Origin of the sequence: Halobacteriovorax sp. HFRX-2_2 (assembly GCF_043196705.1) — a bacterium.
Taxonomy (GTDB): Bacteria; Bdellovibrionota; Bacteriovoracia; order Bacteriovoracales; family Bacteriovoracaceae; genus Halobacteriovorax_A.
Genome location: NZ_JBEBMT010000002.1, coordinates 121,857 through 146,881, shown reverse-complemented (window position 1 = coordinate 146,881; position 25,025 = coordinate 121,857). Strand labels below are relative to the sequence as shown.

Genomic DNA, 25,025 nt, shown 5'->3' with positions numbered 1-25,025 from the left:
GGACCTGCTTTTCTTTTAATATGCTAACCTCTAGTAACAGAGATCACGGAGTCTAGTGCTTCAAGTCCAGAAATCGTCTTAAGAAGTTCCGAATAATCCTTAACTTCAATTTCAAAAATTAAGCTACCCTTTCTATCTTGCGTTGACTTCGCCATCGCTGAGCGAATATTAACACCAAGATTTCCAATCTCTTTAGAGATCATTGAAAGAATACCTGGACGATCATGAGTAAGAACTCTGATATTTACTGGATGCTTGAATGTAAAATTCTCATTCCATTCAACGGCAATCTGTCTTCCAACATCGCCTACATCGTAGCGAGTACAGTCTGAACGATGAATCGTAATTCCACGTCCACGAGTAATATAACCAATAATCGGATCACCTGGAATTGGATTACAGCAACGGGCCATACGAACCATTAAGTCATCCATCCCATCAACGATTACAGCATTATCTTTATGGGCACGTTTCTTAGCTGTGCGAGAAATCGTTGAAGTAAGAGAGGAAATTTCTTTCTTCTTTGCATCATCAACTTTTTCATCTCTTAGGCCTGGAATACATTCGATAACCTTATCGACATGAAGTTTCCCAGCACCAACGTTATTGTAGATTTCACTATATGTTTTTACATTAGTTAGATTCTCTTTCGCATAATCAAGCTCATTACGCTTTAAAACTGCTTTTAAAGTCGTACCAAGAACCTTGAATGCCTTATCAAGAGTTTCCTTACCAACTTCAATATTGCGCTCTCTTTCGGCCTTAAGAAGCCATGACTTAATCTTGGCCTTTGCCTTAGAAGACTTAACAATATTAAGCCAATCTTTATTTGGTGTTTGAGTTTTAGAAGTTAGAATCTCAATTGTATCACCTGAGCGAAGAACGTACTTTAATGGTACCATTCTGCCATTTACCTTCGCACCAACACAACGATGTCCAATATCTGTATGAACTCGATAGGCAAAGTCTAGCGGTGTTGAGTTATCTTGAAGTTCAAAAACATCTCCATTAGGAGTGAAAACAAAAACACCACCAACGTCTAAATCATTCTTAACATGAGACATGAATTCAGAACTATTATCAGTATCTTTATTGTACTCAAGAAGCTCTTGGACCCAATCGAGTTTTGTCTTACCAGAAGACATCCCTTCTTTATACTTCCAGTGGGCAGCAATCCCTCGTTCAGCAACTTCATGCATCTCTTGGGTACGAATCTGAATTTCAATTCTTTCTGCCTTAGGTCCAACAACAGTCGTGTGAAGAGACTGGTAATTGTTAACCTTTGGAATCGCAATATAGTCTTTAAAGCGGCCAGGAATTGGTGTGAATGCCGAGTGGATTACACCAAGGGCCTTATAACATTCAGTAATATTATTAACGATGATTCTAAACGCTAGGATATCGTGGATTTGTTCAAAATCAACACCACGTGAAACCATCTTCTTATAAATTGAATAAAAGTGTTTTGAACGCCCAGTAATGTCGGCCTTAACAGAGTATTCAAAAAGCTTTTCAGTTACCACCCCAATCGTGTCTCCAATATAGATTTCACGATCACTCTTTTTCATCGCAACTTTCTCGGCCAAGCGATAGTAAACATCAGGGTGCAAGTAGCGAAGACAAATATCTTCGAGTTCAATTTTAACTGAGTTGATACCTAGTCTCGATGCTAGAGGAACATAGATATCAAGTGTTTCTTCCGCAATACGCTTTTGTTTTTCTTCGCGTACATACTGAAGAGTTTTCATATTGTGCATACGATCTGCAAGCTTAACAATAATAACTCGCAAGTCTTGCGCCATCGCAACAACCATCTTACGAAAGTTCTCCGCTTGTGATTGTTCCTTAGACTTAAATTTCATTTTAGAAATCTTAGTTAGGCCAACAACAATTTGAGCAATCTCAGTCGTAAATTCTTTTTCAATTTCCTCAGGAGTGACACTACAATCTTCAACAACATCGTGAAGAAGACCTGCAATAATCGTATCGAGATCCATATGAAGCTTTACAAGAGTTGCAGCAACATTCAGCGGGTGAATGATATACTTCTCTCCAGAGCTTCGCATCTGGCCCTCATGGGACTTTTCTGCAAAGAGATAAGCTTTTCTTAAAAGAGTGAAATCCGCGTCTGGATAATAAGTTTCGACACGTCGACAAAGTTCATCAATATTTAATTCGCGCTCATGGGCGAAATCGAGTTGCTGGTACATTACTTTCTTAAGATTCCTTCAAAAATATCTTTTAATTCAATATATGCCGTCTCAAGGTCATCATTAACCACAAGATAATCGTAATCATTCTTTCTTAGTAATTCGCGTTTTGCATTATCAAGACGAATATTTAAACTTTCATCCGTCTCTGTACCGCGGCCACGAAGCCTTTGCTCTAATGCTTCAACACTAGGTGGTGCAATAAAGATCACACGTGCTCGATCACCAAAGTATTCCTTAAATGAGTCAGTACCCTGAACATCAAGATCGAAAAGTAGATTATGCCCTTTGGCAATTTCACTCTCCACGAACTCTTTTGATGTACCGTAATAATTTCCGTGAACTTGTGCCCACTCTAAGAATGCATCTTGCTCTTTCATAGCAAGAAACTTTTCTTCCGTAATAAAGTTATAGTGCTGTCCATTTTCTTCACCTTCACGTGCCTTACGTGTTGTAAAAGAAACAGATTCCAAAAGATCGTGGAATTCATTTTTAATTCTCTTAATCAGAGTTGATTTCCCTGATCCAGATGGTGCAACAATAACTATAATTTTACCTTCACTCATAATACTACTCGAGGTTTAAACCTTGCTCTCGAATCTTTTCTAACTGAACCTTCATTTGAACAACGGCTTCAGAGATCTCTTGAAGAGTTGACTTCGATCCCGTTGTATTCGTTTCACGGTTAAGTTCTTGAATAAGAAAATCTATTTGACGGCCAACTTCTCCACCTTTTGTAAGGAGATCATTAAGTTTAGAAAGGTGAGCATTAATACGATTAATTTCTTCGTGAATATCCATCTTTTCTAAATAGAAGATTACCTCTTGCATAAAGCGAGGTTCATCTACTGGCATCGCCGTTTTATATTCATCAAATCGCTTCTCAAGCCTTTCCTTTACGGCCGCTTGGAATTCATCCGACTTATCATTTACAATATTAAAAAACTCTTCATAAGATTGCTGATGCTTTTTAATAACATCGACCATTTTCTGACCTTCAACCTTACGAGACTCTTTTAAATTTTCAATGGCACCCTTAAGGGCATCAATTGCAAATGTATTCATCTCATCAATTGAAGACTCATCGACTTCTTTCATAAATTCATTACGTAAAAAATCAGTTGGCTTAATATCAAGTTGAACATCATTCTTATCGGCCAGATGCTTCATCGAGCTGATAAAAGCGTTCACTTTTTCAGTATCAATATCATCAAAACGTGATTTCGTTTCTAGGCGTTTATAACTAACATTTATATCAAAGCTTCCGCGTTTGAAATTTTGTGAAATAAGATTTCTCATTTCAAGTTCAACACTATTGAATAGTGAAGACATTTTAAATCGAATATCTTTAAAACGATGATTTACAGTCTTGATCTCAACTGTAACTTGAAGGCTTTCACTACCTGCTTCGGCCTTACCAAAGCCAGTCATTGAATAAATATTTTTGGCCATTTCCTCTCCCAATGAATGACTTTTTTAACTCAAATACACAGCGATATCAACCGCTAGAAGTAATAATATTCGATATTTATTATACTTCCTTAACTATTGGCCAGACTACTCCAGAGACCAACCTTCTACCTTTCCTTGGCTAAAGTAGACATATTTACGGTCTCCATTTTCAAAGAAGGTCCATCGCTCATTTTCAAGCTGTGGATTACCTGCTGTGTCAACGCGATGAGGGTTTCCCCATCTATCAATTACATTCTTTTTATCCATTCCCAGAGCTATTTCGCGGTGGGCCTGAGCTCTTGGTGAATAGTGAAATATTGAAGCAGGTTTACGTGCCTCAAACTTTCTTTGTCTCTCGTACTGCACAAGAGTTTTTCCATATTGTTGCTGCTCGGCCCTAGTCAGAGTTAAGTAGTAGAGTTTTTGAGAGTCATTATCAAACATTCTCTCTTTGCGACGAAAAGCTTCACGATCTTCCGGGCGCATACTATCTAATTTTCCTTGAAGCTCCATTTTCAAGCGCTTCTCTTGCGACCAGGCAGGATAATCTTCCTCACTAGATGGCGTTCTTTTGAGCATCTCGTCCCTACTATATTTTACATAGCTTGGGTCTCCACCAACCGTATCAAAGGCCTCTCCAGGGCTAAATAACGAGAATCCTTCATCTTCTTCTCCCATTACATCAAGAAACTGGCGATCTATCGAGATCGGCCCACATGAAACAATGGCAAAAAATGAAAGTAATGTTAATGCTCTAAGCATGTCTTCTCCTAAAGTAATTCTCCCCATCACCCCCTTCTTTACGGTGTAATTATTGAGATTTCTTAAGAATCCATTCAGCTTCCCCCACATCCAGAAAAAACTTCCTAGCCTATTAAATTACTCAGGAATTTACTCCATACACTCAGGTATTTTGACCACTTGCCGATAAGCACTATAGAGATAGATTTGGGGATATTTCGTAATGATGAATAAATGGCTAAAAATTGAAAAATATTTAAATGGTTTGCTTACAAATCTGGCCAATTTCTTTACGGGAATCACACCTGACAAGATCAAGCATCTCTATCGTAATTTCTTGGCCACAATTACTGGCCTTATCAAAAAGATTTTATCTCTACCAGAGTTTCTGACTGGACCAGCGAGGAAATGGTTTAGGCTTAAGCTTGCTGCATTCGTCACATTCATGCTGGCAAAGAAGCAAAGTTTGGCCACTATTGGCGAGGCCATCAAAAACTTTAAGCTTTCCGGAGAAATTCCTCATATGGCATACAATGCAGCCAAGGGATTTTGGTCAAAGAATGTAGCGATGAAGCTTGCAGCAATCTCACCAGCAAAGGCCGTTGGTATAACTTGTACCCTAACAGTGTTTTCACTCACAGGGATTTCTGTTTATCAGAATATTCAGGAAATCTCAGATAAAACTTCTCCTAAGCAAGAAAGAAAAATCGCAAGTGCAGATGAACTTGAAAAAGCTAAATGGGGCCGTTCTCGTTACCGTCTTGCAAATAAGAGAACCATCTTTTTGAGAAACGTGGATGTTCCTATTTATATTAAGAATAGAGATGGAATGAAGTCTCTTCTTATCGATGTACTTCTAGAGACTAATAACCGCTACACAGCACAATATTTCTATAAACCAGAAAATGAGATTTTAATACGTGACCGCCTTAATGAGTCACTTCAAGCAGTTGTACCGAACTTTCCCCTTGAGCCTGAAGGTAAGAAGATCATCAAAGAGAAAGTACGCTACGAAGTCAACAAATTGATAGAGGACTTAAAAATCGACGGCCACGTTGAAAGAGTTTATATCGATTCAATTCTAAATGGATAAAACAGTTCGAAGTGTCTGATTTGTAACTCCTAAGACCTTTGCTGAAGCTTTAATATTCTGATCACAATGATTATATATTTTTAGAAAGTAATGATACTTCATTTCTCGATAGGAATAAAAATGATGATCATCTTGAGATACCATTTCCATTTGATTTAGCTTCATGAGAGATTCATCGATCTCACAATAAGTCAGAAGATTAGTCTTCCCTTTCAAGTGCTTCTTTCTAAGGTGAGCATTGAGTTGTCTAATATTTCCAGGCCATGAATAATTTTGGTAAAACCTCTTTAGTTTCGGATGAATCGTAATACCATGTTTGAATTCATATGAGTTAAGCAGTTGATCTAAACGCTTCTCGCAATCACGTAAAGAATCAAGTCTGATCACTTCCTCTGAAGACACTCGAAAGAAAAAGTCGGCCCTCATCTGCCCTTGTTGGACAAGTTTTTCCAGAGGACGGCCAGAGGCAACGATAACCCTTGTCTTTATAAATTCAGCTTGATTTGATCCAACAGGATAAAAAAGTCCATCATCGAGAAATAAGAGAAGCTTAGCTTGTGTCTCTTTTGAAATAGAGTCAATTTCATCTAAGAATAATGTCCCTCCACTTGCAATTTTTAATGCTCCATCTTTATCACTTAAAGCACCTGTAAATGCCCCTTTCTTATGGCCAAATAATTCTGATTCTAAAATATTTTGAGAATATGAACTCAAGTTTAAGTGTACAAAATTTCCACTAACTCCACTTTGCTCATGTAGGCTTTTTGCTAAGTGCGTTTTTCCAGTACCAGTTTCCCCTTCAATTAATACGTTAAGCTTAGGGTGAACTCGGTAGTCAAGTTCAGCCTCCTGCTCAACATCATCACTTAAGCAACGAATACGGTTTCGGCCAAAGGCCACTTCATCTCCTTTTCTCAAATAGGCATGAGATGAGAAAGTGCCATTAATTCTAAATGTCGCTCCATTTATTCCTGACAGACAGAATGTGTCACCAACATTAGTCTTAACAATTGATAGATTAAACTCGGCCTGTTCCTGTTCTGATAGTATTGGTAGAGTGATTCTTAGAGGCTCAACAATGAGGTCCTTTCCTGTTAAATCAATATGATAGGCCGTTCGATTCAATAAAATCCGACGTTTTGGGCCAAATAAAGGTGTAATTTCTATAGAATTTCCATGGACACAAAATGTGTCTTTTACAAGCTTGTCTAACTTTGGTACTTCTAGCATATATAACTCCTTAGAATTTAAGCAAAATCGTTGATAAACGGAAGAGAAGTAAAATGGAATATAAAATTGCCAAAGGGACAACTCAATTCAAATACGGAATGACAGACGTTAACCAATTAATCGAATGGTTAAACGCAGAGAAGCCAATTGGTGTAAGTTTCATTGGGCGCTCAAATGCCGGGAAATCATCAACAATTAACTCTTTATTTGGTAAGAGCACAGCTGTTACTTCTAAGACTCCAGGGCGTACACGCCAAGTTAATATCTTTTCTTTTCAATTAGAAAAAGAAGGTAAGATTGTAGATAATATTCCACCGTTTTACCTATTTGACCTTCCAGGATATGGACACGCAAAAGTATCAAAAGAGATCCATGCTCATTGGGCAAATCTAATGGATGAGTTCTTCAGAAATTGTGGGGAACAAAACCTAATGCTTAACCTTCAAGATGCTCGTCACCCTAACCAAAAGGCCGACCTCGTTTTTAGAGACTACCTAAGTCCATTTGGTCATGAAGCATTTTTATTATTTAATAAGCTTGATAAACTTAAGACACAAAAAGATAGAGCGGCTTTAAATAAGTTAAAACCAGCAATCTTTAAAGAGCACAAGTGGGTAACTCAGATTCACTTTATTTCGGCACTGAAAGGACAAGGTGTTCCTCAACTAGAAAATGCCATCATTAATTATCTGTTATTACAATATGAGCTAGCAAATACTCAACGAGACTAAACTACTCTTTTGAGCATTTGGACTTAATATTAGAGACATCTTCTTCCATGAGGTGAAGTTGATCTTCATATTCCTTAATTTCTTTTAAGAGCTCATCAACCCTTGGGTTTTCCCACTCAAGAATCCCAGACTTTAAGTGCTTAGCGGCCAGTTGTCCCAACTCTTGATACTTCTCATTAAGCAAAGTATTTGTATGGGATGCCGTAAGCATCTTCTTTCCAATAACAGTTGCCTTTGATAGTTCTTGAGAGCACTCATCAACTATTTTCTTAAGCTTGGTTTTCCATTCCTCTTTTTGCATAATTCACTCTTTCAGATAGAATAAATAATAGATCGTCCCCTATTTTACAAAAAGATAAGTATGATTTCATTAGATTTTTTAGCGAAAAAATTTTCTTCTTTTGAACAGGTTCTTGAAAGCAAGCTTGCAAGCTACAAGGACATGCTAACTAATGAAGAAAAAGATAATCTTGAAAAAACTTATCAAAGTCTATTGGAACTATATGGACAAAGTGAAGATCCATGGGGACTTAGTATACCTAAAGCACGTAAAAGTTTTGAGATACTCTACACCATTTATCGCCACTACTTTAAGGTGCGTCTTTTTGGAAAAGAGAATATCAAAGATGAACAATATATGGTCATTTCAAACCACTCCGGTCAAATTGCCATTGATGGCCTAATGATAGGATGTGCCTTTGCATTCGAAAATGAACCACCACGAGTTCTTAGGCCAATGGTCGAACGCTTCTTTACCGCCCTACCATTTATCAATAAGTGGTCTTCAGAATGTGGTGCAGTTCTTGGTGATCGCGACAATTGCCTAAATCTTTTAAAGCGCGGGGAATCTCTTCTCATCTTTCCAGAAGGAGTTAGAGGTGTTTCAAAAAGCACAAGTAACTATTACCACGTCCAAGAATTCACACCAGGCTTCTTTCGCATGGCCCTCAAAAGTGGAGTAAAGATTCTTCCTGTTGCCGTGGTCGGAGCTGAAGAAATCTTTCCTTATGTCTATCAGGCAAGTTCTGTTGCGAAGTTTTTAAAATTACCAGCTCTTCCAATAAGTGCTAATTACTTTCCACTACCGTCTCCCATTGATATTCACGTAGGAAAACCAATTGAATTACCAACGGATATCAATTCAGACAGTGAAGACAGCTTAATTAATCCACATATTCGTGAAATAGAGCGAGTTATCCAATCAATGCTCAATGAAGGAAGAAAGACTCGTAGGCCATGGGCCTTTACAAAGAAAGTGACAAAGGAAGAGGCCGATGAATAGCAAACGTTCAATCCTGATCATCGGTGCTTCAGGTGGTCTTTCAAATATTCTCTGTGGGCTACTAGCAAAGAGAATTCCTGATGCGAGGATTATTGGAATTGATTCAAGAAGAATGAAGAATGAAGTAGATTTTGAAAATTTCACTTTTCATCGTATGCGCTATACTCGCAGAAATTTTGAAAAACTATTTCGTGAAAATAGGTTTGAAACAATTTATCAGATCGGTAGAATAACTCCACCAGGAGGAAGTGCCGAAGAACGCTTAAGTTTTAGTCTTATCAACACAAGTAAGGTCTTAGAACTTGCTGAGAAGTATTCTATAAAGAAATTCATTATGCTTAGTACCTTCCATGTCTACGGTGCCCAAGCTGACAACCCAGTCTTTATTAATGAAGACTATCCTTTAAAAGTTAGTATCAAGCATCCAGAACTTCGAGATGTGACAGAAGTCGATGCTCTTTGTACGAACTGGATGTGGAAAAACAGAGAAAATATTGAAACCGTTGTTCTTAGGCCATGTAATATCATTGGGCCACAAATTGATAATACGATATCAAGATACCTTACCTCTAATATGACTCCAGTACCTATCGATTTCAATCCAATGATGCAATTCATTCATGAATATGACATGGCAAATATTTTATTTCAATCTCTCGACAAGCTACCTACAGGTGTCTACAACGTTGCCCCTAGTGAGACAATCTCTCTTCAAGAGGCAAAGAAGATAACTGGCACTAGAGACTTTCCATTTCCTGTTTTTACCTTGGAAGTTCTATCGAAAGCGATTCGAAAGATTTGGCCATTCCCTAGCTACTTCATCGATTTTGTTATGTACTCATGTGTTATCGATAATTCAAAAATAAACCAATTTATCCCTGAAGATATTTATCAATATGACAGCAGAAAAACCCTTTCGCTAATACGAAAGGGCTAAGCATATTTTTTATTCCTCTTCACTTGCAAGAGTTCTTTCTTTTACTGTATTTAAAGCTGGATCGTTATCCCAATCATATATAACATCGAAATTAGAAAAGGCTTCAACAACTTCTTCTCTTGTCCCCTTTTCAATTCCTATATCAGCGGAAGCAATAAAGTCATCGACTGTACCGAGATTATTATACAGCTTTGTAAATGTATCTTTATTCATATGAACTTCCAGATCTTTCATCTTATCAATTTTTCTTCTATCACTTACAAAGTCGACTACTGCATTTCTAATATGTAGGCCGTATTTTTCACCATAGCCAAGATTAATGGCAATGAATTTATCTGTCCCTTGCGCTCGACCTGGGTTAATTCTAATACGATAATTATTCACAAATGAACTAGCATTACCTCTTACTTGATTAAATGTAGCTGGAGCATTCTTAATAATTGCAACCTTTCCTTCTGCAGCTCTGGCTTGGCTTAATGCCCAACTTCGAGCAGTTGTTGCAAGGCTTCGATAACCAATTTGTTTTAAACAATTTGCTTTAATTTGATTATTGTCATTGCTCTTATTTACGCGAACTAAGTAATTCGCAAGCTGACAAGACCACTGGTAGTCACCATCTTTGTATGCATAATCCGCAAGGGACTTGACTCTAGTTTCCCCTCCCATAGCAAGAACGATCCTCTTCGCTTCATCATCAGGGTGAAGACGGTAGAGAGTTGTTGCATCACGATTAAATTGTCCAAAAATGGCATTATAAATTCGTGGTGGCATTGAAGAAATTGGACCATAATTTTCAATCAATGTTGGTTCTGTTTTTAGGTAGTCTGGAATTGTCACAAAGTATCTTAGCTCATCTGGCCCCATACCTAGTGAAATACCTTTTAGAGTTTGATCCAAAACAAAAGAAAGCCCGTCTTGATAATTTTGTAAGCGTTGAGCAACCCTATCGCTACCTTTTATACTCGTAGAGTGTGTACTCATTAGGATTTCAGGTTTTAGCTTTTTAATAAACTCAACAGACCTTTTCCAATCTTCAGGGTTTCGATACTTTCCGCCACGAAGACTATAAATATTTGGAAACCATCCCCACATGACATTATTGAGAACGGCCTTCTTAGAAGGTATATGTACTAAAACTTGGTTAGAGGTATCTGTCCCAATATCTTTCGTATAAAATGTCATTCCAATGCCTGCTATCGTTAACTTTTGGCCATTTCTCACAGGTGTGTTTACTGGAACAAAACCATTATTATCGGGGATGATCGTATTCTTAAATCGCGCATCGTCTCCCTTATCTGGTAAATAAAGATTGAATTGCTCAACTGACCTGGCCATCAGCACTCCACCAACTTCAGGATGAAGGGCCTCAACACCACCAGAAACGGCCATAACTCTATTCGTATTTGGGTGGCCAATAATCTTGATATTTCGATTTCCTCGACGTCTTTCTTGATCAACAAAGAGCTTGGCACCAAGGCTATAATGCTCATGAGAATAGACGATTGCCCTAACAGGAAGTCTTGTTACCTTTCTCATTTCGTTATAGAAAACATTAGCATCGTGCTCATTATCACCAGTGTCGTACACAATCACACCATCTTTACCAATTATAAAATGTGAGTTAACAATGCTGTCACTCCCAATAGTGAAGAGTCCGCTTCCTAAGTTAACGGTTGTTAATTTATCATAGGAGCCACGCTTTTCACTTTTCTGTGCTAAATTCCAATAATTTACTGTCTCGCTATCAACAAGTGCACCATTATCAAGTTTTGATAACTTCTTATCTTTGGCCTTCATCATAGGATTATCGTGGATGAGGGTATTTACACTTAGGGCACTTCCCATAAAGGATGTTCCTCTTCCCACAAAAAATGAGATTGCACACAGAATAAAAACGAGAAATCCAACTTTCATAATTCTTCCTTTGTAGAGTTTCTTCAATGAGTCTTTCGACATCTAACAAAGAAAGAAGAACCTAAGTTCAGTTAACAAAAGTAAAATGAAGTTTACTCGAATGGTTGACCAAGAATAACAATAACAAGGCAAAGGACGGCCATTAATAATGAGAAAGTAAATTTTTTCTTATTCAATCGGTAGTTAATTAAACAGCTACTTATACATTGGAATAGGTAATAAAGAGCAAAGGCCTTTGAAGCAAAAGAAATGATTTTGAAAATATCGAATAGCCAGACAAGAATTGTTCCGACACAGGCTATGAAAAGGTATGCATTTTTCGATTTAATCTTTCCACTTGAAATCTCTGCAAAAAGACCTCCACCTCCTCCCATATCCGCAATGGCAGCACTTAACTGACTTGCCATTGCAGCTGCAAATAAGAATGTAGGAGCTAGTACAAATACAAATTGACCAATATCAATGACAGATGTTTCTGAAATCACTCCGCTTAAAGGGTGTGACTTAAAAACAGGAATAAATAGGGCAATAAGTAGCATATATATTGCACTACTAATCAATTGAGCGTACCTCATGCTTTTTACTCTCAATTCTCGATTATACTTCTCAGAAAGGTATCGACTTGTTTCAAATCCTTGCACCATAATGAGAAGTCCTAGACTTACAGCTAGAGAATGATAGTTAAAGTTGCTAATATCTTTTGACTCAATCGGATGACTACCGAATTGATAAGCAACGAGTCCCATCAAAAATGTCACAATAATAGAAAGCTTTACATTAACAGAAACACTCTCCAGTTTTTCTAGTGATGATAACCCATGCTGGTGTCCAAAGAATGCGATGGCCATGATAACAACTGTTACAACACCTTTTTCAACAATAGCACTATGATCACCAGTCATCCTTAAAAAGAATGATGAAAATAAATAGAGGTAGTATGTGATCGATAAGATATAAGCAAAGGCCAGAACCCAGTCACTAATTCTTTCGTTAAATCGAACCTTATCATGTGTATGGTTTTTATAATCACTTTTTAAGAGAACAGGCTCTACATCATTAATATTCCAGCGAATGACTTCCCCTATCCCAAATGAGGCAAGGCAGAGAATGGCCATCAAGACAGGAGCGTAGACACCGCTTAGTTCATTTAAGAGTGGTGCAGAAATAAGAAAACCACTGCCAATAATGGAGGCCAAGGGAGTCATGGTTGCTGTCCATGTAGAATTAGTCATTACTTTCTTCGTAAAAAGGAGAAAGAGAATAACTGATACAATAAAAAGATAGGTCAAAGACTGCACTTCCATATATGTCCTCATTAATAGAAATAGTTTATAAGTTTAAATACGAAAAAGAATAAACTACGCGTCATATTTATTGGTAATTATTAACAATTGACTGATTTCCATGAAATGAATAGACTTATTCTATTCTCAGTGGCCCGGTGGTGGAATGGTAGACACAGCGGATTCAAAATCCGCCGGTAGCAATACTGTGCGAGTTCAAGTCTCGCCCGGGCCACCATTAAAAAGACCTTAGGTATGAGCGTAGCGATTATCTAAGGTCTTTTTTATTGTTGCGTGGGTAATAGATCTTTAACTTGATTCGAGTTTAGGAGCAGGATGCGACGTATGTCAGCGAAGGCAGGGCAACCAATCGCTTCTGCTTATGGTTGCATACAAAACATCCTGTTTATAACCCGAACCTGACCAATTCTCGCCAGCATAAAGACAAGGCCTACTCTAAATCATCAAATGAGATAGTCCACTTGTAAGGATTAAATCCACAAGAAGAACCAGTAATTGTCGCTTTTGAAACTTGTGTAAATGAGTTAATCATTACCGAAGGAACTTCCACGCGATCAAAAAGATATACTAGACCAGTCGCTTCACTATCCTCTAAAAGATAAGTCATATAGCCTGCATTTAAGCTCCATACAGCTGGATTGTATCCTTTAATACTATCAATAATATTAAATTCAACCTTAGTACATGGGCCACTTACTTGAAGCTCAACTTTATATTGGTTAGCAAGATTAACGACAAGTTGAGTTTCTTCATTAGTTAAATTCTTTGTTACAGACTTTGCCATAACATTTACTGATACTAATGAAATTAGAGCTATGATCATTGATTTCATCAATTATCTCCTGATTTAAGTTTTTAAAATATTTGTGACTTATAGCATGCGAGAATACTTAAACAAGACAATATAAATAAAATACACATAAAAAAGGCCAGCTAATGCTGGCCCCTAATTATCTTGAAATTGTTGAAAGGTTTGAACATTTATGGACTTTATAGAATTTTTGAAGCCCAACTGTTTTGTCACGATTATTAATGATTTCCATCATAATCTGACCAAGTCGATCTCCTCTTAATCCCTTTTGCCCAAATTTATTATCAAGGTAGTCCTGCGCTTCTTCTAGCGTAAGACTTTTCCCATAAAATTCAATATTACGAACAACGCCTTCTGCTTCTGTAAGAGAGTACTTCTTTCCTTCAACTTCAACATCTTCACGCCCAAGCTCTCTTTGCATTGCAATCTTCTTTAGGTAGTTTCTTGCTGTGATAATACGACGAGCAAGGATGGCAGAATCATTATGTGACTTAATTCTCTTTCTATCAGCATTGTCTGCATCACCAAAGATATCGTTATTTGTTGCAATGAAGTCATAACCTAGCTCAGAAAGTTTTTGAGCATAGACCCAAATCTCTCTCGTTGTCTGTACATCAACACAAGCATTTAATTGTGCATCTTCGCCAAGATCTGCTGAATCACCAGAATTAGTAATTTCATAATTCTTTTCTAGGTCTTTATACTTTTGATTAAAGTTTTTATTTTGCTCTTCTGAAAGACTTCTCATCTTATCTAAGAACTCACGTCCATACTTTCCATAGACGTGATTGCGAACAACATCGAGAGACTTAATAATTTCTCTAAGGTCACCATCTTTTGAGTCCACAGAAGAATATTCTTTCTTTGCGATAATAGCAGCTAAACGATTATCAACTTCTGCAATTGCATTATAAGCGTCAGTAATTCCCTTTTCTCTCTTTTTAAGATCATCACTCTTTAGAAGTTCTTTATACTCTTTAACTGAAATACTTTCTTCACCAAGTGAAATCATATAAGTATCATCGAAGTTATCACGGGCCTTTCTTCTCTTTTCTTCAATATTGTTTAGAACACGATTAAATGAGCTGGCCATATCTGCAAGGAATTGCTGATTGAAATCCTTTACACTTAACTCCATTAACTCCATTGCATTGTCTAGCTTACTTAGCTTCTGCTTAAATAGCATATTTAAGAAACGATCCGCACCTTGAGATTCTGCGATATATTCATCTAAGTATTCTTCTAGTAGTGGTTTAGAGTAAGCAAGCTCTCCAAGGATTTCAGCTTGTTGATATGTAGCTGATTTTCCCGGCTTATCAGAAAGAGGACTTTTCATTTTTTCATATAAACCAGCAATTAGCTTCTCAACATCAGCATCAACTTTAGCAACTTCAGCTTCCTTGATCTTTTCGAACTCGACTTCAACACTGTCTTTAGCTTTCTTCAGTGACTCTAGCTCTTTCTTCACTTGAGCAACAAGTGCCTTTGATATTTCTTTGTCTGTATAGTGTCTATCAGTATCAATATCAAAAACCTCAAGTGCTTTCACTTGGTTTCTAACATCATAGTATGCACAATTAAGTTTAACGAAAGTATTGATATCTTCTTCGTTTTCAAACTGGAAACGGTCATTAAAAATATTATTCACAAATCTTAGAATTGATGCGACTGCTAAACCGCCATAAGCAACTGTTACACCAGATGGTGAATAGAGACCGAATTGTGAAAATGTCTGGATAACATCAGCAGAGCGTTCTAGGAAAGAAGTACGATCAAGGCTTGAACACTTATTATTTGAAAAGAGTGTGTTTACTCCATTCATAACCTGCATTAGAGGAATACCATTGATATCAACTTCATCAGCAGAAGGAATCACATCAACTGTTTCTTTCCCCTGTTCTTCTTTTAACTTATTTAATTCCTCTTCAAGTTCATTTGAACTATTAAGCACTTGCTCAATTAAAGATTCGTTTCCATCAAAACAATCGTCTTTGAAAACTGTAACAATTGCCTTTAGACTACTTAAGGCCTCTTCATAAGAGCGCGTATTATTTAAAGGACAAAACTCTGGACGAGTAAGCGGAAGCTTATTGCGAGTAACAATATCCTTAATATCTCCACCAAGCTTAGAATCGAGCTTGCTATACTTTAAGGTTTTTACATAATTCTCAAAATCACCGGCCGTCGCACTAACTGATGTGACCAATAAAAGTGACGACAGAAATGTAGACATTACTCTTTTCATAATTATCTTCCTCCAAAATTACGCATAGCGCGATTATGCCAGTTTTATGAACGATAATTAGAAAATAAGAGTTATGCTGTAATTATTACTAAAGATAAACAGCTGAAATTGCGTACTTTCAGGTACTTAACTGAGTTAAATAAGAGGTTTACTCTTTGCTCATTAGAACTTTAACTTCCTTGAGAACCTTTCGGATTTCGCTATCATTTAAGTTCAATGCCTTCAGGCACGCCCTATTAATATGCTTAATAATAACAATTCCCTTGTCCAATAATTGCTTTTTTTCTCGTGCTCTAAGAGTAGACAAGACCGTAATAGGATAAATTCGATAGCGCTGGATTAAATGACAGAATGTATTCTTCTTTGGGTAATTCATTGAAAAGAGAAGTAGGTCTACACCCTTAGCATACTTAATTGCATCTTCTGAGAATTGTGTATTTGAGATTAGAGCATATTTAAAATTCAAATCAGGATTGGCCTCTTTAATATCTAAGTAGCGGGCATGTACATAAAGAGGTATCTTCACATCATTTTTATAATATTTTCGATTATGAAATTTACATTCACAGTAAATATCACCGTCAGGCCTAGTTGCAACAACATCAACCTCATGGTTAACAAACTTACCTTTCTTAATAACAGAAACTTTTGTTTTATAACCTTTCGATTTTAACATTTCAGCACAAAGTATTTCAAAAGGATAACCTGTAGGCCCTAATTTATAGATGGCCCTTTTGATATTGTAATTAGCTGCATCTAATTTAGACCTCTTCCTCAGAGCTCGATAAGTCTTCTGGTGGATGGCATTAGTTGTTGAAAATGGGTCCAACTCTTCTGAGATCTTCTTAACAATTTCTTGAGTAGCTTCTTCAGAAACCCCGGCCGCCTCTAAGCTTTTCTTAAACTTTTTCTTATCAAATTCTTCAAAAGTACGATTCACCTTTTGAACGATAAATTTTAATTTCTTAGCTTTCTTGCTCTTTTTCGTGCTTTTCATTATTTAACAACTGTTTTCAAAATCTCAACACCACTTATGATTTTATCCATAAATGACTTCTTGCTATCAACAAAGTAAAAGTTCGGATGAACAGACCAAATCTCTTTTAGCTTATGATCTAATTCAATTGCCTGACGATTCGTTTCACTACGATAGATATTATTACTCGTAATATCGCCACCAGAGTTTGCACCAGTTTCAAAAAAAATAACGGCGTCATAACGATTTAGTTCGTGATCATAAGTTGAATTGATTTTATCAAAGAATGATCCACATTCATCTGGCCAATAGGCCATTCCATCAAGGGTTCCACGGTCACAGAGTAAAATCTTATCAGGATTTTGTTTCTCATATATTGATTCTAGATTCACTTGATAGTCATAGATCATCTTTTGAATATCTTTTACAACTTCAGGTCTCTTATCTCTAGCAACACCACTTTGAAAAACAGAAGTTGCAGCTTCAGGAACAACAACAATATTTTCTACTAACTCTCTTTTAAAAAGATCAAGCGCTGTAGTTTTTCCTCCACCAGGACCACCAGTAACAACAATTTTCATTATTCCCCCAAAATATAATCGATACCATCTTCAACATTGATGGCCTCAAATCCTAAGCTCTCTTGAATAGTCTTTACAAATTTTTCGACAACAGGCTCTTCACCGTGATTAACAAAAACTTTCTTTAAACTAGTTCCTGAGTTTTTAATATAGTCTAATAATTCATCGCGATCGGCATGGGCCGAAACAGATTCAAGTTTTTCAATATGTGCTCTAACATTCATCGTGTGACCTAAGAGATAAATCTCTCTTTCATCATCCACAAGTTTACGCCCAATAGTTCCCTCTCCTTGAAAGCCAGTGATGAGAACAGTGTTATTTTCATGTTTTGCGTACATATCCATATATTTTAAAATTTTACCACCGCTAATCATTCCTGAAGAACTGATTAAGATAAATGGCTTTTTCGCACGTGCTAGTTTCTTTGAATCACTACTATATTCAACAAAACGAACCTTTTTCATGGCATCGATAAAGCGCTTTGAATCAACTTTTAATTTCTCGGCTTCTTGCATATATAACCTAGTTACTCGCACCCCCATCGGTGTGTCGAGATAGATAGGAATTTCAATTTCAGGATATTTCTCAAAAAGCTCAAATAGCTCATAGATAATTACTTGCGTTCGGGCCACTGCAAAGGCAGGGATCAAGAGCACACCTTGTGTCGAGATTATTCTTTTAATATGTTTTTTAAGTACCGATTGCGTATCTTCATTCTTATGAAGACGATCTCCATAAGTCGATTCAATAACGAGATAGTCAGCTTCTGTTTCCTTATGTGGTGGCAGATGAATCAAGTCATCCTTACGTCCAACATCACCAGAAAAACAAATCTTAGAATCACCATTATCAAAAGTAATACTAGTGGCCCCTAAGATATGGCCGGCTTCTTCAAAGATATAGCGAAAGTCTTCACCTAGCCATTTGCCTTGCTCAACCACTCTAAAGTGAGTCATGGTTTTATCGACATCATCTAAATCATAAAGAATTTCACTTATTTTCTTTTCCTTGAAATCATTTTCTTGAATATTAGCTGAATCCCTTAGAATTATTTCAACAATCTTCTTCGTCACTTCTGTACAATATATCTTTCCCCTGAATCCATTTTTTACTAATACAGGAAGATAACCAGAGTGATCATAGTGAGCATGAGTAAGGAAGATCGAATCAACTTCCGTAATATCGAAATCAGGAAGTTTACTATTTAATTTATTAGAGTCTTTTCCACCTTGAAACATTCCACTATCAATAAGAATATTCTTACGATTAATTATTAGGAAGGTTTTAGAACCAGTGACAGTAGATGTCGCGCCATAGAATCTTAGTTTCATTTTATCCATGAGGATAATTATATCGACAATTCACTCAAATTCATAACTAAAGTAAACAAAAAAGGGCCCGCAGGCCCTCTCTTAAACTAATATCTTAAGAAATTAAGTGTTTTAGATGATCTTCGATAAAAGAAGCGATGAAGTAGTAACTATGATCATAACCTTCACGGTAATTAACAACTAATTCCTGATTAAAATCAGCGCAAACATTCTCGAAATTCTTAGTTTTTAACTGTTCTTCAAAGAATTCGTCAGCAAGACCTTGTTCTATTAAGATCTTTTTAGAGTGAGTTTTCCCACTTCTAATTAGTTCACAAGCATCGTATTGTTTCCAATCTTCTTTATTATCTCCGAGATAGCCTGCAAAAGCCTTCTCTCCCCAAGGAACTTGAGTAGGATTAACAATTGGAGAAAATGCAGAGATAGCATGAAATAACTCTGGGTTATTTAGGCCTATAACAAGTGCTCCATGTCCTCCCATTGAGTGTCCAGTAATAGAAAATTTCACATCACCAAAAGAATCTTTAAGCATTGGTATAAATTCACTAACGATATATTCATACATCTTATAATGATCTTTATAACCTTCTGTCGTTGCATTCAGATAGAAGCCTGCACCTGAGCCAAAGTCGTAACTATCGTGTTCACCTGGTAGGTCAAGTCCACGAGGAGAAGTATCTGGACAAACAATCATTGTCTTACTATCAGCAAGATAGGCCTGTGCTCCAGCTTTTGTAATAAAGTTTTCTTCCGTACATGTTAGACCTGATAACCAGATAATTATAGTTTCAATTTTATCACTAGCAGGCTTGAAGTATGAAAACTTCATCTCTGTCTTTGTTATATTTGAAGTGTGAAGACAAAAGGCCGTCTCCCCACCAAATGATTTATGTGATTTCAATTTTTCAAATTTCATATTAATCCTACATTGTGTAATCAATTACCGTTCTAATTGCCTTTCCTTCGTGCATTAGATCAAATGCCTTATTGATCTCTTCTAATGGTAACTTAAATGTTACAAGATCATCTAGGTTAATTTCACCAGACATATAACGATCAACATAACCAGGAAGCTCTGTTCTTCCTTTTACACCACCAAAGGCACTACCACGCCAAACGCGTCCAGTTACTAGTTGGAATGGACGAGTACTGATCTCTTGTCCAGCTCCGGCAACACCAATAATAATTGATTCTCCCCAACCTTTATGACAACACTCAAGGGCCGATCTCATTAAATTAACATTACCAACACATTCGAATGAGTAATCAACTCCACCGTCTGTTAATTCAACAATAACTTCTTGAATCGGCTTATCGTAATTTTTTGGATTAATGAAATCTGTTGCACCAAATTTCATGGCCATTTCTTTCTTGTCGTCATTAATATCAATAGCAATGATTCTGCCAGCTTTGGCCATCTTTGCACCTTGAAGAACTGATAGACCAATTCCTCCCATACCAAAAACTGCAATAGTTGCACCTTCTTCTACTTTGGCAGTGTTGAAAACAGCACCAATACCAGTTGTAACACCACAACCGAGAAGACATACTTTATCAAGAGGAGCTTCTTTACTTACTTTTGCAAGAGAGACTTCAGCAACAACTGTGTACTCGGCAAAAGTAGAAGTTCCCATATAGTGATGAATCATTTTTCCATCTTTAGAGAAGCGACTTGTCCCATCTGGCATAAGTCCTCTACCTTGAGTTTCACGAACAGATGAACATAGATTTGTCTTTCCAGACTTACACATCTTACACTCACCGCATTCAGCAGTGTATAAAGGGATAACGTGATCACCGACTTCCACACTTGTTACACCTTCACCTACTTCAACAACAACACCGCCACCTTCGTGACCGAGGATAACTGGGAATAAACCTTCAGGATCGGCTCCCGAAAGAGTAAATGCATCAGTATGACATACACCAGTAGCATGCATCTTAACTAGAACTTCACCTTTCTTTGGTCCCTCTAGATCGACTTCTTCAATTTTAAGTGGCTCATTTGGTCCCCAAGCAACAGCTGCTTTTACTTTCATATTTAGTACCTCCGGTATTTGTTAATTAATTGATCTATTTTAGGCCCATTTTAGATTGTTGACAATTGTGACGTTATTCGACAAATTGTTTACACATGGAAACAATAAAAGACCTAAGTCATATCTATAGTTTTATAAAAGTTGCACAATATCGATCATTTACAAAGGCAGCTGATGCCCTAAATGTGTCACGTTCACATTTAAGCAAGGCCGTTAAAGAACTTGAGGACAAGTTAGGACAACCACTCCTTAAGAGAAATACGCGCTTCATCGACTTTACTGACTTTGGTAAAAATTACTTTGAAATTTGTGCGAATCATATCCAAGAAATAGAAAGATTTACTAAGCAATCTAAAGAAAGTTTTGAGGCGACTAAAGATAAAATAAGAATCTCTTTGGCCGGTGCATATGGAGAAGATATCATTGCTCCGATGATCTCAAATATTATGATGAAACATCCTGGCATTGAAGCCGAATTAGTTTTCTCTACTGAGTTAATTGATATTACTTCTCATGAGTTTGATCTTGCCATTCGAGTAACTTCTAAAAAACCAAAGAAAGGCTTTGCAATTCAAATCGCTGATCGTAAGGAGTTTGTTTGTGCTTCACCAAATTATATTAATAAATTTGGACAGCCAAAGAAACCAAAGGATCTTAACTCCCACAATTGTCTAATTGGAAATAACGATACTTGGCAATTTTCAAATGATGGCCAAAAAGAAAGTATAAAAATTAAAGGGAATTTTAAAAGTTCTAATGGCCGTGCTCAAATGAATGCTGCTTTACAAGGCCTAGGCATTTGTAAACTTCCGGGTGTCTATGTTTTAGATCATATTAGAAATAAGACTTTACTGCCTTTGCTTAGTGAGTACACAAATCAGTCTATTCCAATTTGGGCAGTAACGCCGTCAAAGAAGTCAATTTCACCTACAGTGAAATTGATTCTTCAAGAGTTTGGTGTTGTACTTTTCTAGATAGCGGCACCATTTCTATTTTCATAATGTGAAAGAAATGAATACATAACTTCATTTTCATAATTCATATGCCTACAGAGATTATCAACGGCCTTCCTTACTTTCTTATAAAGGCCTTCCCATTCAGGACAAGTCTCTTCTTGAAGCTCATAATCTTGTACCATTTTAATCAAGCCTCTAAGTTCTTCTTCTTGTTCCATATGCTCTTGAGTCATTTCTTTAATATACTCATATGCATCACTACAATTTTCCCTAAGTATTAAAGGGAAAATATACCTTTCTTCATTTTGCATATCTGCTTCAAGGGTTATCCAAAATCTTAATAGAAATTCTGAGATCCCACGAGGGGCCCCTGGCCTATCTTTTGAAGATTCCCCTACTGCCTGCGATAAAATAATTAGACTTTTAAATTCTGTACGAATTTGTTGATGAAAAGAAACAAGCTTATCGACTTGCTCTTTAAAATTTGAAACTTTACTCACTTACTTTACCCCTGCAGTAAAAACTAAACTTCTGATAAGTATAGCAACCTACGCAGGGCGCAACATGATTTACATCAGCTTTGTGATTTTATGACATAAATCAACTTGTCGTATTTAGTATTTTCTTAACCTATTTAAAGATATCTAATTTAAGATCTAGGATTTCACCCATCCAAAGAGTATTTTGAGTATGATCAAGATAATCATTACCCGTATTAGCATGTGTAAAAACAGTTAAGTCATCTCTATTTTCAAGTAACCAAGGAATCATCTCGTTTAATTTATCCGCGGTAAAAAGAAACTGACAGCTCCAACGCGGGTGTGGCCCAACCTCTTTCTGATGCGCTCTTCCGACTTGAACATAATCTAAAGTCTTAGCTTTCTCTATAACCTGTAAGGCCTTCTCATAAGTCGATTCATCGTAATATAAATGTGCATGATATGATGTAATTTCCATGACCGCATCTTCTTAAATTTTTTCTTAAATTGCAACATTCTCATCATCACCATTAAAATTAATTTATTTAAAAGGGAAAGCTATCATGAAATATGAAGTAAAAATCATTAGGCTTATTTGCGTTATTGCAATTGGTGCATTCATTTGGAGTCGACCGATACCGGACGGCCTTGAGCCAAAAGCATGGCATCTCTTTACCATATTTTTAAGTACGATTTTAGGAATTATCATTAAGGCCATGCCCATGGGATCGATGTGTATAGCGGGACTTTCAGTAGGCCTACTGACACAGACGCTTAAGATAAAGGGAGAGGCCCTGACAGGCTTTTCCAATAGCACCATATGGTTAATTGTTACGGCCTTTTTTATTGCACAAGGCTTTGTCAAAACAGGACTTGGATCTCGTATTGCCTACTACTTCGTCTACCTACTTGGAAGAAGAACACTAGGCCTTGCTTACGGCCTAGCAATAAGTGATTTGATTCTTGCACCTGCAACACCTTCTAATACAGCAAGAGGTGGAGGAATTATTTTTCCAATCATGAAATCTTTAAGCCTCAGCTATGATTCGAAACCCAACGATCCTACCAATCGTAAAATTGGACACTACTTAACTCTTAGTTGCTTTCAAGTTTGCATGGTGACGTCTGCAATGTTTATTACTTCAATGGCGGCCAATCCACTTATCCAACAATTTGCCGCAGATAATGGAGTCAAGATAACATGGGGAGGTTGGGCCCTTGCAGCCATTGTACCAGGTATTGTTTCCTTAATTATTGTTCCTCTAGCTATCTACTTTGTTTATCCACCAACAATAAAAGAAACTCCTGGTGCACAAGAAATTGCAAAAATGAAACTTGAAGAAATGGGTCGCATGAGCAAGCAAGAATGGATTATGATAGCGACTTTTATTTTCCTTATCACTTTTTGGATCTTAGGCAGTACATTGAAAATAAATGCAACAACAACTGCCTTTGGGGGCCTATCGATTCTTCTTATTACTGGCGTATTAAATTGGGATGACATCAAGTCAGAAAAGGGAGCTTGGGATACGCTAATTTGGTTTGGTGTCCTTGTCATGATGGCCGACTACTTAAATAAGTTTGGCTTTGTCCCGTGGTTTAGTAAGTATGTGGCAATGGAAGTGTCTGCTCTCACTTGGACACTTGCCTTTCCTATATTAGCAGGGATTTACTTCTACTCGCACTATTTCTTTGCATCGGCCACGGCCCACGTCACAGCAATGGCAGCAGTCTTTATAGGAGTCGGAGTACAAGTAGGAGTGCCTCCCTACTTAATGGCAATAACTCTTGGTTTTTTCTCAAACCTCTTTGGTTCACTAACACACTACGGGTCAGGACCTGCACCAGTCTTCTTTGGCTCAGGATATGTTGAGCTATCGGACTGGTGGAAGATGGGATTTCTTATTTCCATCATAAATATCTTAATCTGGATGATTATTGGCGGTGCCTGGTGGAAGCTACTTGGACTATTTTAAGACCTTAGCTTTTAAAAGATTAAAATTCATCCTCGCAATATTTGAGATTGAAATTCCTTCAGGACATTCAATTTCACATGCACCAGTAAAGGAGCAGTGACCAAATTCCTCTAACTCCATTTGCTTCGTCATTGCCAGTGTTCTTCTACCTTCTTCAACCTTTCCCTGAGGAAGGAGGTTTAGGTGAGTTAATTTCGCTGAGGTAAAAAGAGCTGCGGATGAGTTCTTACAAGTTGCGATACAAGCTCCACACCCAATACAAGCGGCCGAGTCCATTGATAGGTCAGCAACTTCTTTTCCAATTAAAATTGAGTTAGCTTCAGGAGCTGTTCCTGTTTTAGCAGTGATATAACCACCACTTTCAATAATGCGATCAAGAGCACTTCTATCGACAACTAAATCCTTTACAACCGGAAATGACTTCGCTCTCCATGGCTCGACAACAATTACTTCATCATCAGTAAAACTTCTCATATGTAATTGGCAAGTTGTCGTATTAGCATGTGGCCCATGAGCTCTACCATTGATAAAGACTCCACACTGGCCACAGATCCCCTCACGACAATCATAATCATATGCAATAACCTTCTCACCTTTTAAAACGAGACTTTCATTTAACATATCGAGGGCCTCTAAAAAGGACATATCTTCAGTAACGTTATCAAGCTCATACTCGACAAATTGTCCTTCTGACTTTGAGTTTTCTTGACGCCAAATCTTAAAAGTTACTCTCATTA

At 37.1% G+C, this 25,025-nt stretch carries 24 protein-coding genes and 1 tRNA gene; 7 read left to right on the top strand and 18 right to left on the bottom strand.

What is annotated here, in order from left to right:
• Positions 1–23 precede the first annotated feature (23 nt).
• The 4 genes from ABMA79_RS05840 to ABMA79_RS05825 form a co-directional block, all read right to left on the bottom strand.
• The gene (locus ABMA79_RS05840) at positions 24–2,210 is read right to left on the bottom strand and encodes a RelA/SpoT family protein (RefSeq protein WP_392858282.1); all 2,187 of its coding nucleotides are present in this window, start codon (positions 2,208–2,210) and stop codon (positions 24–26) included.
• Positions 2,210–2,776: a guanylate kinase gene (gene gmk / locus ABMA79_RS05835; RefSeq protein WP_392858280.1), complete on the bottom strand. Its 567-nt coding sequence runs from the start codon at positions 2,774–2,776 to the stop codon at positions 2,210–2,212. The genes ABMA79_RS05840 and gmk overlap by 1 nt, the downstream gene beginning before the upstream one ends.
• Positions 2,777–2,780: 4 nt before the next feature.
• On the bottom strand, positions 2,781–3,662 hold the full coding sequence (locus ABMA79_RS05830; RefSeq protein WP_393060637.1) for a YicC/YloC family endoribonuclease: 882 nt from the start codon (positions 3,660–3,662) through the stop codon (positions 2,781–2,783).
• 105 nt (positions 3,663–3,767) lie between these two features.
• Positions 3,768–4,424 carry a hypothetical protein gene (locus ABMA79_RS05825; RefSeq protein WP_393091016.1) on the bottom strand — a complete coding sequence of 219 codons (657 nt, stop codon included), beginning with the start codon at positions 4,422–4,424 and terminating at the stop codon, positions 3,768–3,770.
• 202 nt (positions 4,425–4,626) lie between these two features.
• On the opposite strand from ABMA79_RS05825, the gene ABMA79_RS05820 reads away from it, so the two are divergent.
• Positions 4,627–5,496, top strand: a complete 870-nt coding sequence (locus tag ABMA79_RS05820) for a flagellar basal body-associated FliL family protein (RefSeq protein WP_392858273.1) — start codon at positions 4,627–4,629, stop codon at positions 5,494–5,496.
• Here ABMA79_RS05820 and ABMA79_RS05815 read toward each other — a convergent pair.
• On the bottom strand, positions 5,485–6,726 hold the full coding sequence (locus tag ABMA79_RS05815) for a sigma 54-interacting transcriptional regulator (RefSeq protein ID WP_393057179.1): 1,242 nt from the start codon (positions 6,724–6,726) through the stop codon (positions 5,485–5,487). The two genes, ABMA79_RS05820 and ABMA79_RS05815, sit on opposite strands and share 12 nt — an antisense overlap.
• A 53-nt stretch (positions 6,727–6,779) precedes the next feature.
• On the opposite strand from ABMA79_RS05815, the gene yihA reads away from it, so the two are divergent.
• Positions 6,780–7,457, top strand: coding sequence for a ribosome biogenesis GTP-binding protein YihA/YsxC (gene yihA / locus ABMA79_RS05810; RefSeq protein ID WP_392858268.1), 678 nt, complete (start codon positions 6,780–6,782; stop codon positions 7,455–7,457).
• A gap of 1 nt (position 7,458) precedes the next feature.
• Here yihA and ABMA79_RS05805 read toward each other — a convergent pair whose 3' ends face one another.
• The gene (locus tag ABMA79_RS05805) at positions 7,459–7,758 is read right to left on the bottom strand and encodes a hypothetical protein (protein WP_392858265.1); all 300 of its coding nucleotides are present in this window, start codon (positions 7,756–7,758) and stop codon (positions 7,459–7,461) included.
• Between the two features lie 60 nt (positions 7,759–7,818).
• Here ABMA79_RS05805 and ABMA79_RS05800 point away from each other — a divergent pair, with 60 nt between their 5' ends.
• Positions 7,819–8,739, top strand: coding sequence for a lysophospholipid acyltransferase family protein (locus tag ABMA79_RS05800; protein WP_393091013.1), 921 nt, complete (start codon positions 7,819–7,821; stop codon positions 8,737–8,739).
• Entirely contained in the window at positions 8,732–9,676 is a 945-nt protein-coding gene (locus ABMA79_RS05795; RefSeq protein ID WP_392858261.1) for an NAD-dependent epimerase/dehydratase family protein, read from the top strand. Before ABMA79_RS05800 ends, ABMA79_RS05795 begins: the two co-directional genes overlap by 8 nt.
• A gap of 9 nt (positions 9,677–9,685) precedes the next feature.
• On the opposite strand, the gene ABMA79_RS05790 is transcribed toward ABMA79_RS05795, so the two are convergent.
• Both ABMA79_RS05790 and ABMA79_RS05785 read right to left on the bottom strand, forming a co-directional pair.
• Positions 9,686–11,590: an alkyl sulfatase dimerization domain-containing protein gene (locus tag ABMA79_RS05790; protein WP_393091011.1), complete on the bottom strand. Its 1,905-nt coding sequence runs from the start codon at positions 11,588–11,590 to the stop codon at positions 9,686–9,688.
• Between the two features lie 92 nt (positions 11,591–11,682).
• Positions 11,683–12,822, bottom strand: coding sequence for a hypothetical protein (locus ABMA79_RS05785; RefSeq protein WP_393057172.1), 1,140 nt, complete (start codon positions 12,820–12,822; stop codon positions 11,683–11,685).
• A gap of 203 nt (positions 12,823–13,025) precedes the next feature.
• Between ABMA79_RS05785 and ABMA79_RS05780 the strand changes: the two genes are divergently transcribed.
• Positions 13,026–13,111, top strand: a tRNA-Leu gene (locus tag ABMA79_RS05780).
• A gap of 213 nt (positions 13,112–13,324) precedes the next feature.
• On the opposite strand, the gene ABMA79_RS05775 is transcribed toward ABMA79_RS05780, so the two are convergent.
• The 7 genes from ABMA79_RS05775 to ABMA79_RS05745 form a co-directional block, all read right to left on the bottom strand.
• A complete protein-coding gene (locus ABMA79_RS05775) occupies positions 13,325–13,726 on the bottom strand; it encodes a hypothetical protein (RefSeq protein ID WP_393060621.1) in 402 nt (133 codons plus the stop codon).
• A gap of 118 nt (positions 13,727–13,844) precedes the next feature.
• Positions 13,845–15,950 (bottom strand): hypothetical protein, encoded by a 2,106-nt coding sequence (locus tag ABMA79_RS05770; protein ID WP_393091009.1) that lies wholly within the window; start codon positions 15,948–15,950, stop codon positions 13,845–13,847.
• 148 nt (positions 15,951–16,098) lie between these two features.
• Positions 16,099–16,947, bottom strand: coding sequence for a restriction endonuclease (locus tag ABMA79_RS05765; RefSeq protein ID WP_393091007.1), 849 nt, complete (start codon positions 16,945–16,947; stop codon positions 16,099–16,101).
• Positions 16,947–17,507 (bottom strand): AAA family ATPase, encoded by a 561-nt coding sequence (locus ABMA79_RS05760; RefSeq protein WP_392858239.1) that lies wholly within the window; start codon positions 17,505–17,507, stop codon positions 16,947–16,949. The genes ABMA79_RS05765 and ABMA79_RS05760 overlap by 1 nt, the downstream gene beginning before the upstream one ends.
• Positions 17,507–18,847, bottom strand: coding sequence for an MBL fold metallo-hydrolase RNA specificity domain-containing protein (locus tag ABMA79_RS05755; RefSeq protein WP_393091005.1), 1,341 nt, complete (start codon positions 18,845–18,847; stop codon positions 17,507–17,509). The genes ABMA79_RS05760 and ABMA79_RS05755 overlap by 1 nt, the downstream gene beginning before the upstream one ends.
• 85 nt (positions 18,848–18,932) lie before the next feature.
• Positions 18,933–19,754, bottom strand: a complete 822-nt coding sequence (fghA, locus tag ABMA79_RS05750; protein ID WP_393091002.1) for an S-formylglutathione hydrolase — start codon at positions 19,752–19,754, stop codon at positions 18,933–18,935.
• A 7-nt stretch (positions 19,755–19,761) separates the two neighbouring features.
• Positions 19,762–20,877 carry an S-(hydroxymethyl)glutathione dehydrogenase/class III alcohol dehydrogenase gene (locus ABMA79_RS05745; protein ID WP_392858233.1) on the bottom strand — a complete coding sequence of 372 codons (1,116 nt, stop codon included), beginning with the start codon at positions 20,875–20,877 and terminating at the stop codon, positions 19,762–19,764.
• 95 nt (positions 20,878–20,972) lie between these two features.
• On the opposite strand from ABMA79_RS05745, the gene ABMA79_RS05740 reads away from it, so the two are divergent.
• Positions 20,973–21,851 carry a LysR family transcriptional regulator gene (locus ABMA79_RS05740; RefSeq protein WP_392858232.1) on the top strand — a complete coding sequence of 293 codons (879 nt, stop codon included), beginning with the start codon at positions 20,973–20,975 and terminating at the stop codon, positions 21,849–21,851.
• Here ABMA79_RS05740 and ABMA79_RS05735 read toward each other — a convergent pair.
• On the bottom strand, positions 21,848–22,333 hold the full coding sequence (locus ABMA79_RS05735) for a hemerythrin domain-containing protein (RefSeq protein ID WP_393090999.1): 486 nt from the start codon (positions 22,331–22,333) through the stop codon (positions 21,848–21,850). The genes ABMA79_RS05740 and ABMA79_RS05735 overlap by 4 nt on opposite strands.
• 130 nt (positions 22,334–22,463) lie before the next feature.
• Positions 22,464–22,790, bottom strand: a complete 327-nt coding sequence (locus ABMA79_RS05730) for a DOPA 4,5-dioxygenase family protein (RefSeq protein WP_393090996.1) — start codon at positions 22,788–22,790, stop codon at positions 22,464–22,466.
• 85 nt (positions 22,791–22,875) lie between these two features.
• Here ABMA79_RS05730 and ABMA79_RS05725 point away from each other — a divergent pair, with 85 nt between their 5' ends.
• Complete coding sequence (locus ABMA79_RS05725) at positions 22,876–24,288, top strand: anion permease (protein ID WP_393090994.1); 1,413 nt, start codon at positions 22,876–22,878, stop codon at positions 24,286–24,288.
• On the opposite strand, the gene ABMA79_RS05720 is transcribed toward ABMA79_RS05725, so the two are convergent.
• Positions 24,280–25,023: a succinate dehydrogenase/fumarate reductase iron-sulfur subunit gene (locus ABMA79_RS05720; RefSeq protein WP_393057167.1), complete on the bottom strand. Its 744-nt coding sequence runs from the start codon at positions 25,021–25,023 to the stop codon at positions 24,280–24,282. The genes ABMA79_RS05725 and ABMA79_RS05720 overlap by 9 nt on opposite strands.
• Positions 25,024–25,025 lie beyond the last annotated feature (2 nt).

Excerpts from the sequence above, each read along its gene's own strand:
- ABMA79_RS05745 (WP_392858233.1), bottom strand. The coding sequence starts at position 20,877 with ATGAAAGTAAAAGCAGCTGTTGCTTGGGGACCAAATGAGCCACTTAAA.
- ABMA79_RS05770 (WP_393091009.1), bottom strand. The coding sequence starts at position 15,950 with ATGAAAAGAGTAATGTCTACATTTCTGTCGTCACTTTTATTGGTCACA.
- ABMA79_RS05830 (WP_393060637.1), bottom strand. The coding sequence starts at position 3,662 with ATGGCCAAAAATATTTATTCAATGACTGGCTTTGGTAAGGCCGAAGCA.
- ABMA79_RS05785 (WP_393057172.1), bottom strand. The coding sequence starts at position 12,822 with ATGACTAATTCTACATGGACAGCAACCATGACTCCCTTGGCCTCCATT.
- ABMA79_RS05760 (WP_392858239.1), bottom strand. The coding sequence starts at position 17,507 with ATGAAAATTGTTGTTACTGGTGGTCCTGGTGGAGGAAAAACTACAGCG.
- ABMA79_RS05815 (WP_393057179.1), bottom strand. The coding sequence starts at position 6,726 with ATGCTAGAAGTACCAAAGTTAGACAAGCTTGTAAAAGACACATTTTGT.
- ABMA79_RS05755 (WP_393091005.1), bottom strand. The coding sequence starts at position 18,847 with ATGGATAAAATGAAACTAAGATTCTATGGCGCGACATCTACTGTCACT.
- ABMA79_RS05740 (WP_392858232.1), top strand. The coding sequence starts at position 20,973 with ATGGAAACAATAAAAGACCTAAGTCATATCTATAGTTTTATAAAAGTT.
- ABMA79_RS05765 (WP_393091007.1), bottom strand. The coding sequence starts at position 16,947 with ATGAAAAGCACGAAAAAGAGCAAGAAAGCTAAGAAATTAAAATTTATC.
- ABMA79_RS05825 (WP_393091016.1), bottom strand. The coding sequence starts at position 4,424 with ATGCTTAGAGCATTAACATTACTTTCATTTTTTGCCATTGTTTCATGT.
- fghA (WP_393091002.1), bottom strand. The coding sequence starts at position 19,754 with ATGAAATTTGAAAAATTGAAATCACATAAATCATTTGGTGGGGAGACG.
- ABMA79_RS05730 (WP_393090996.1), bottom strand. The coding sequence starts at position 22,790 with ATGGAAATTACATCATATCATGCACATTTATATTACGATGAATCGACT.
- ABMA79_RS05820 (WP_392858273.1), top strand. The coding sequence starts at position 4,627 with ATGATGAATAAATGGCTAAAAATTGAAAAATATTTAAATGGTTTGCTT.
- ABMA79_RS05800 (WP_393091013.1), top strand. The coding sequence starts at position 7,819 with ATGATTTCATTAGATTTTTTAGCGAAAAAATTTTCTTCTTTTGAACAG.
- ABMA79_RS05840 (WP_392858282.1), bottom strand. The coding sequence starts at position 2,210 with ATGTACCAGCAACTCGATTTCGCCCATGAGCGCGAATTAAATATTGAT.
- ABMA79_RS05775 (WP_393060621.1), bottom strand. The coding sequence starts at position 13,726 with ATGAAATCAATGATCATAGCTCTAATTTCATTAGTATCAGTAAATGTT.
- ABMA79_RS05795 (WP_392858261.1), top strand. The coding sequence starts at position 8,732 with ATGAATAGCAAACGTTCAATCCTGATCATCGGTGCTTCAGGTGGTCTT.
- ABMA79_RS05725 (WP_393090994.1), top strand. The coding sequence starts at position 22,876 with ATGAAATATGAAGTAAAAATCATTAGGCTTATTTGCGTTATTGCAATT.
- ABMA79_RS05805 (WP_392858265.1), bottom strand. The coding sequence starts at position 7,758 with ATGCAAAAAGAGGAATGGAAAACCAAGCTTAAGAAAATAGTTGATGAG.
- gmk (WP_392858280.1), bottom strand. The coding sequence starts at position 2,776 with ATGAGTGAAGGTAAAATTATAGTTATTGTTGCACCATCTGGATCAGGG.
- ABMA79_RS05720 (WP_393057167.1), bottom strand. The coding sequence starts at position 25,023 with ATGAGAGTAACTTTTAAGATTTGGCGTCAAGAAAACTCAAAGTCAGAA.
- yihA (WP_392858268.1), top strand. The coding sequence starts at position 6,780 with ATGGAATATAAAATTGCCAAAGGGACAACTCAATTCAAATACGGAATG.
- ABMA79_RS05790 (WP_393091011.1), bottom strand. The coding sequence starts at position 11,590 with ATGAAAGTTGGATTTCTCGTTTTTATTCTGTGTGCAATCTCATTTTTT.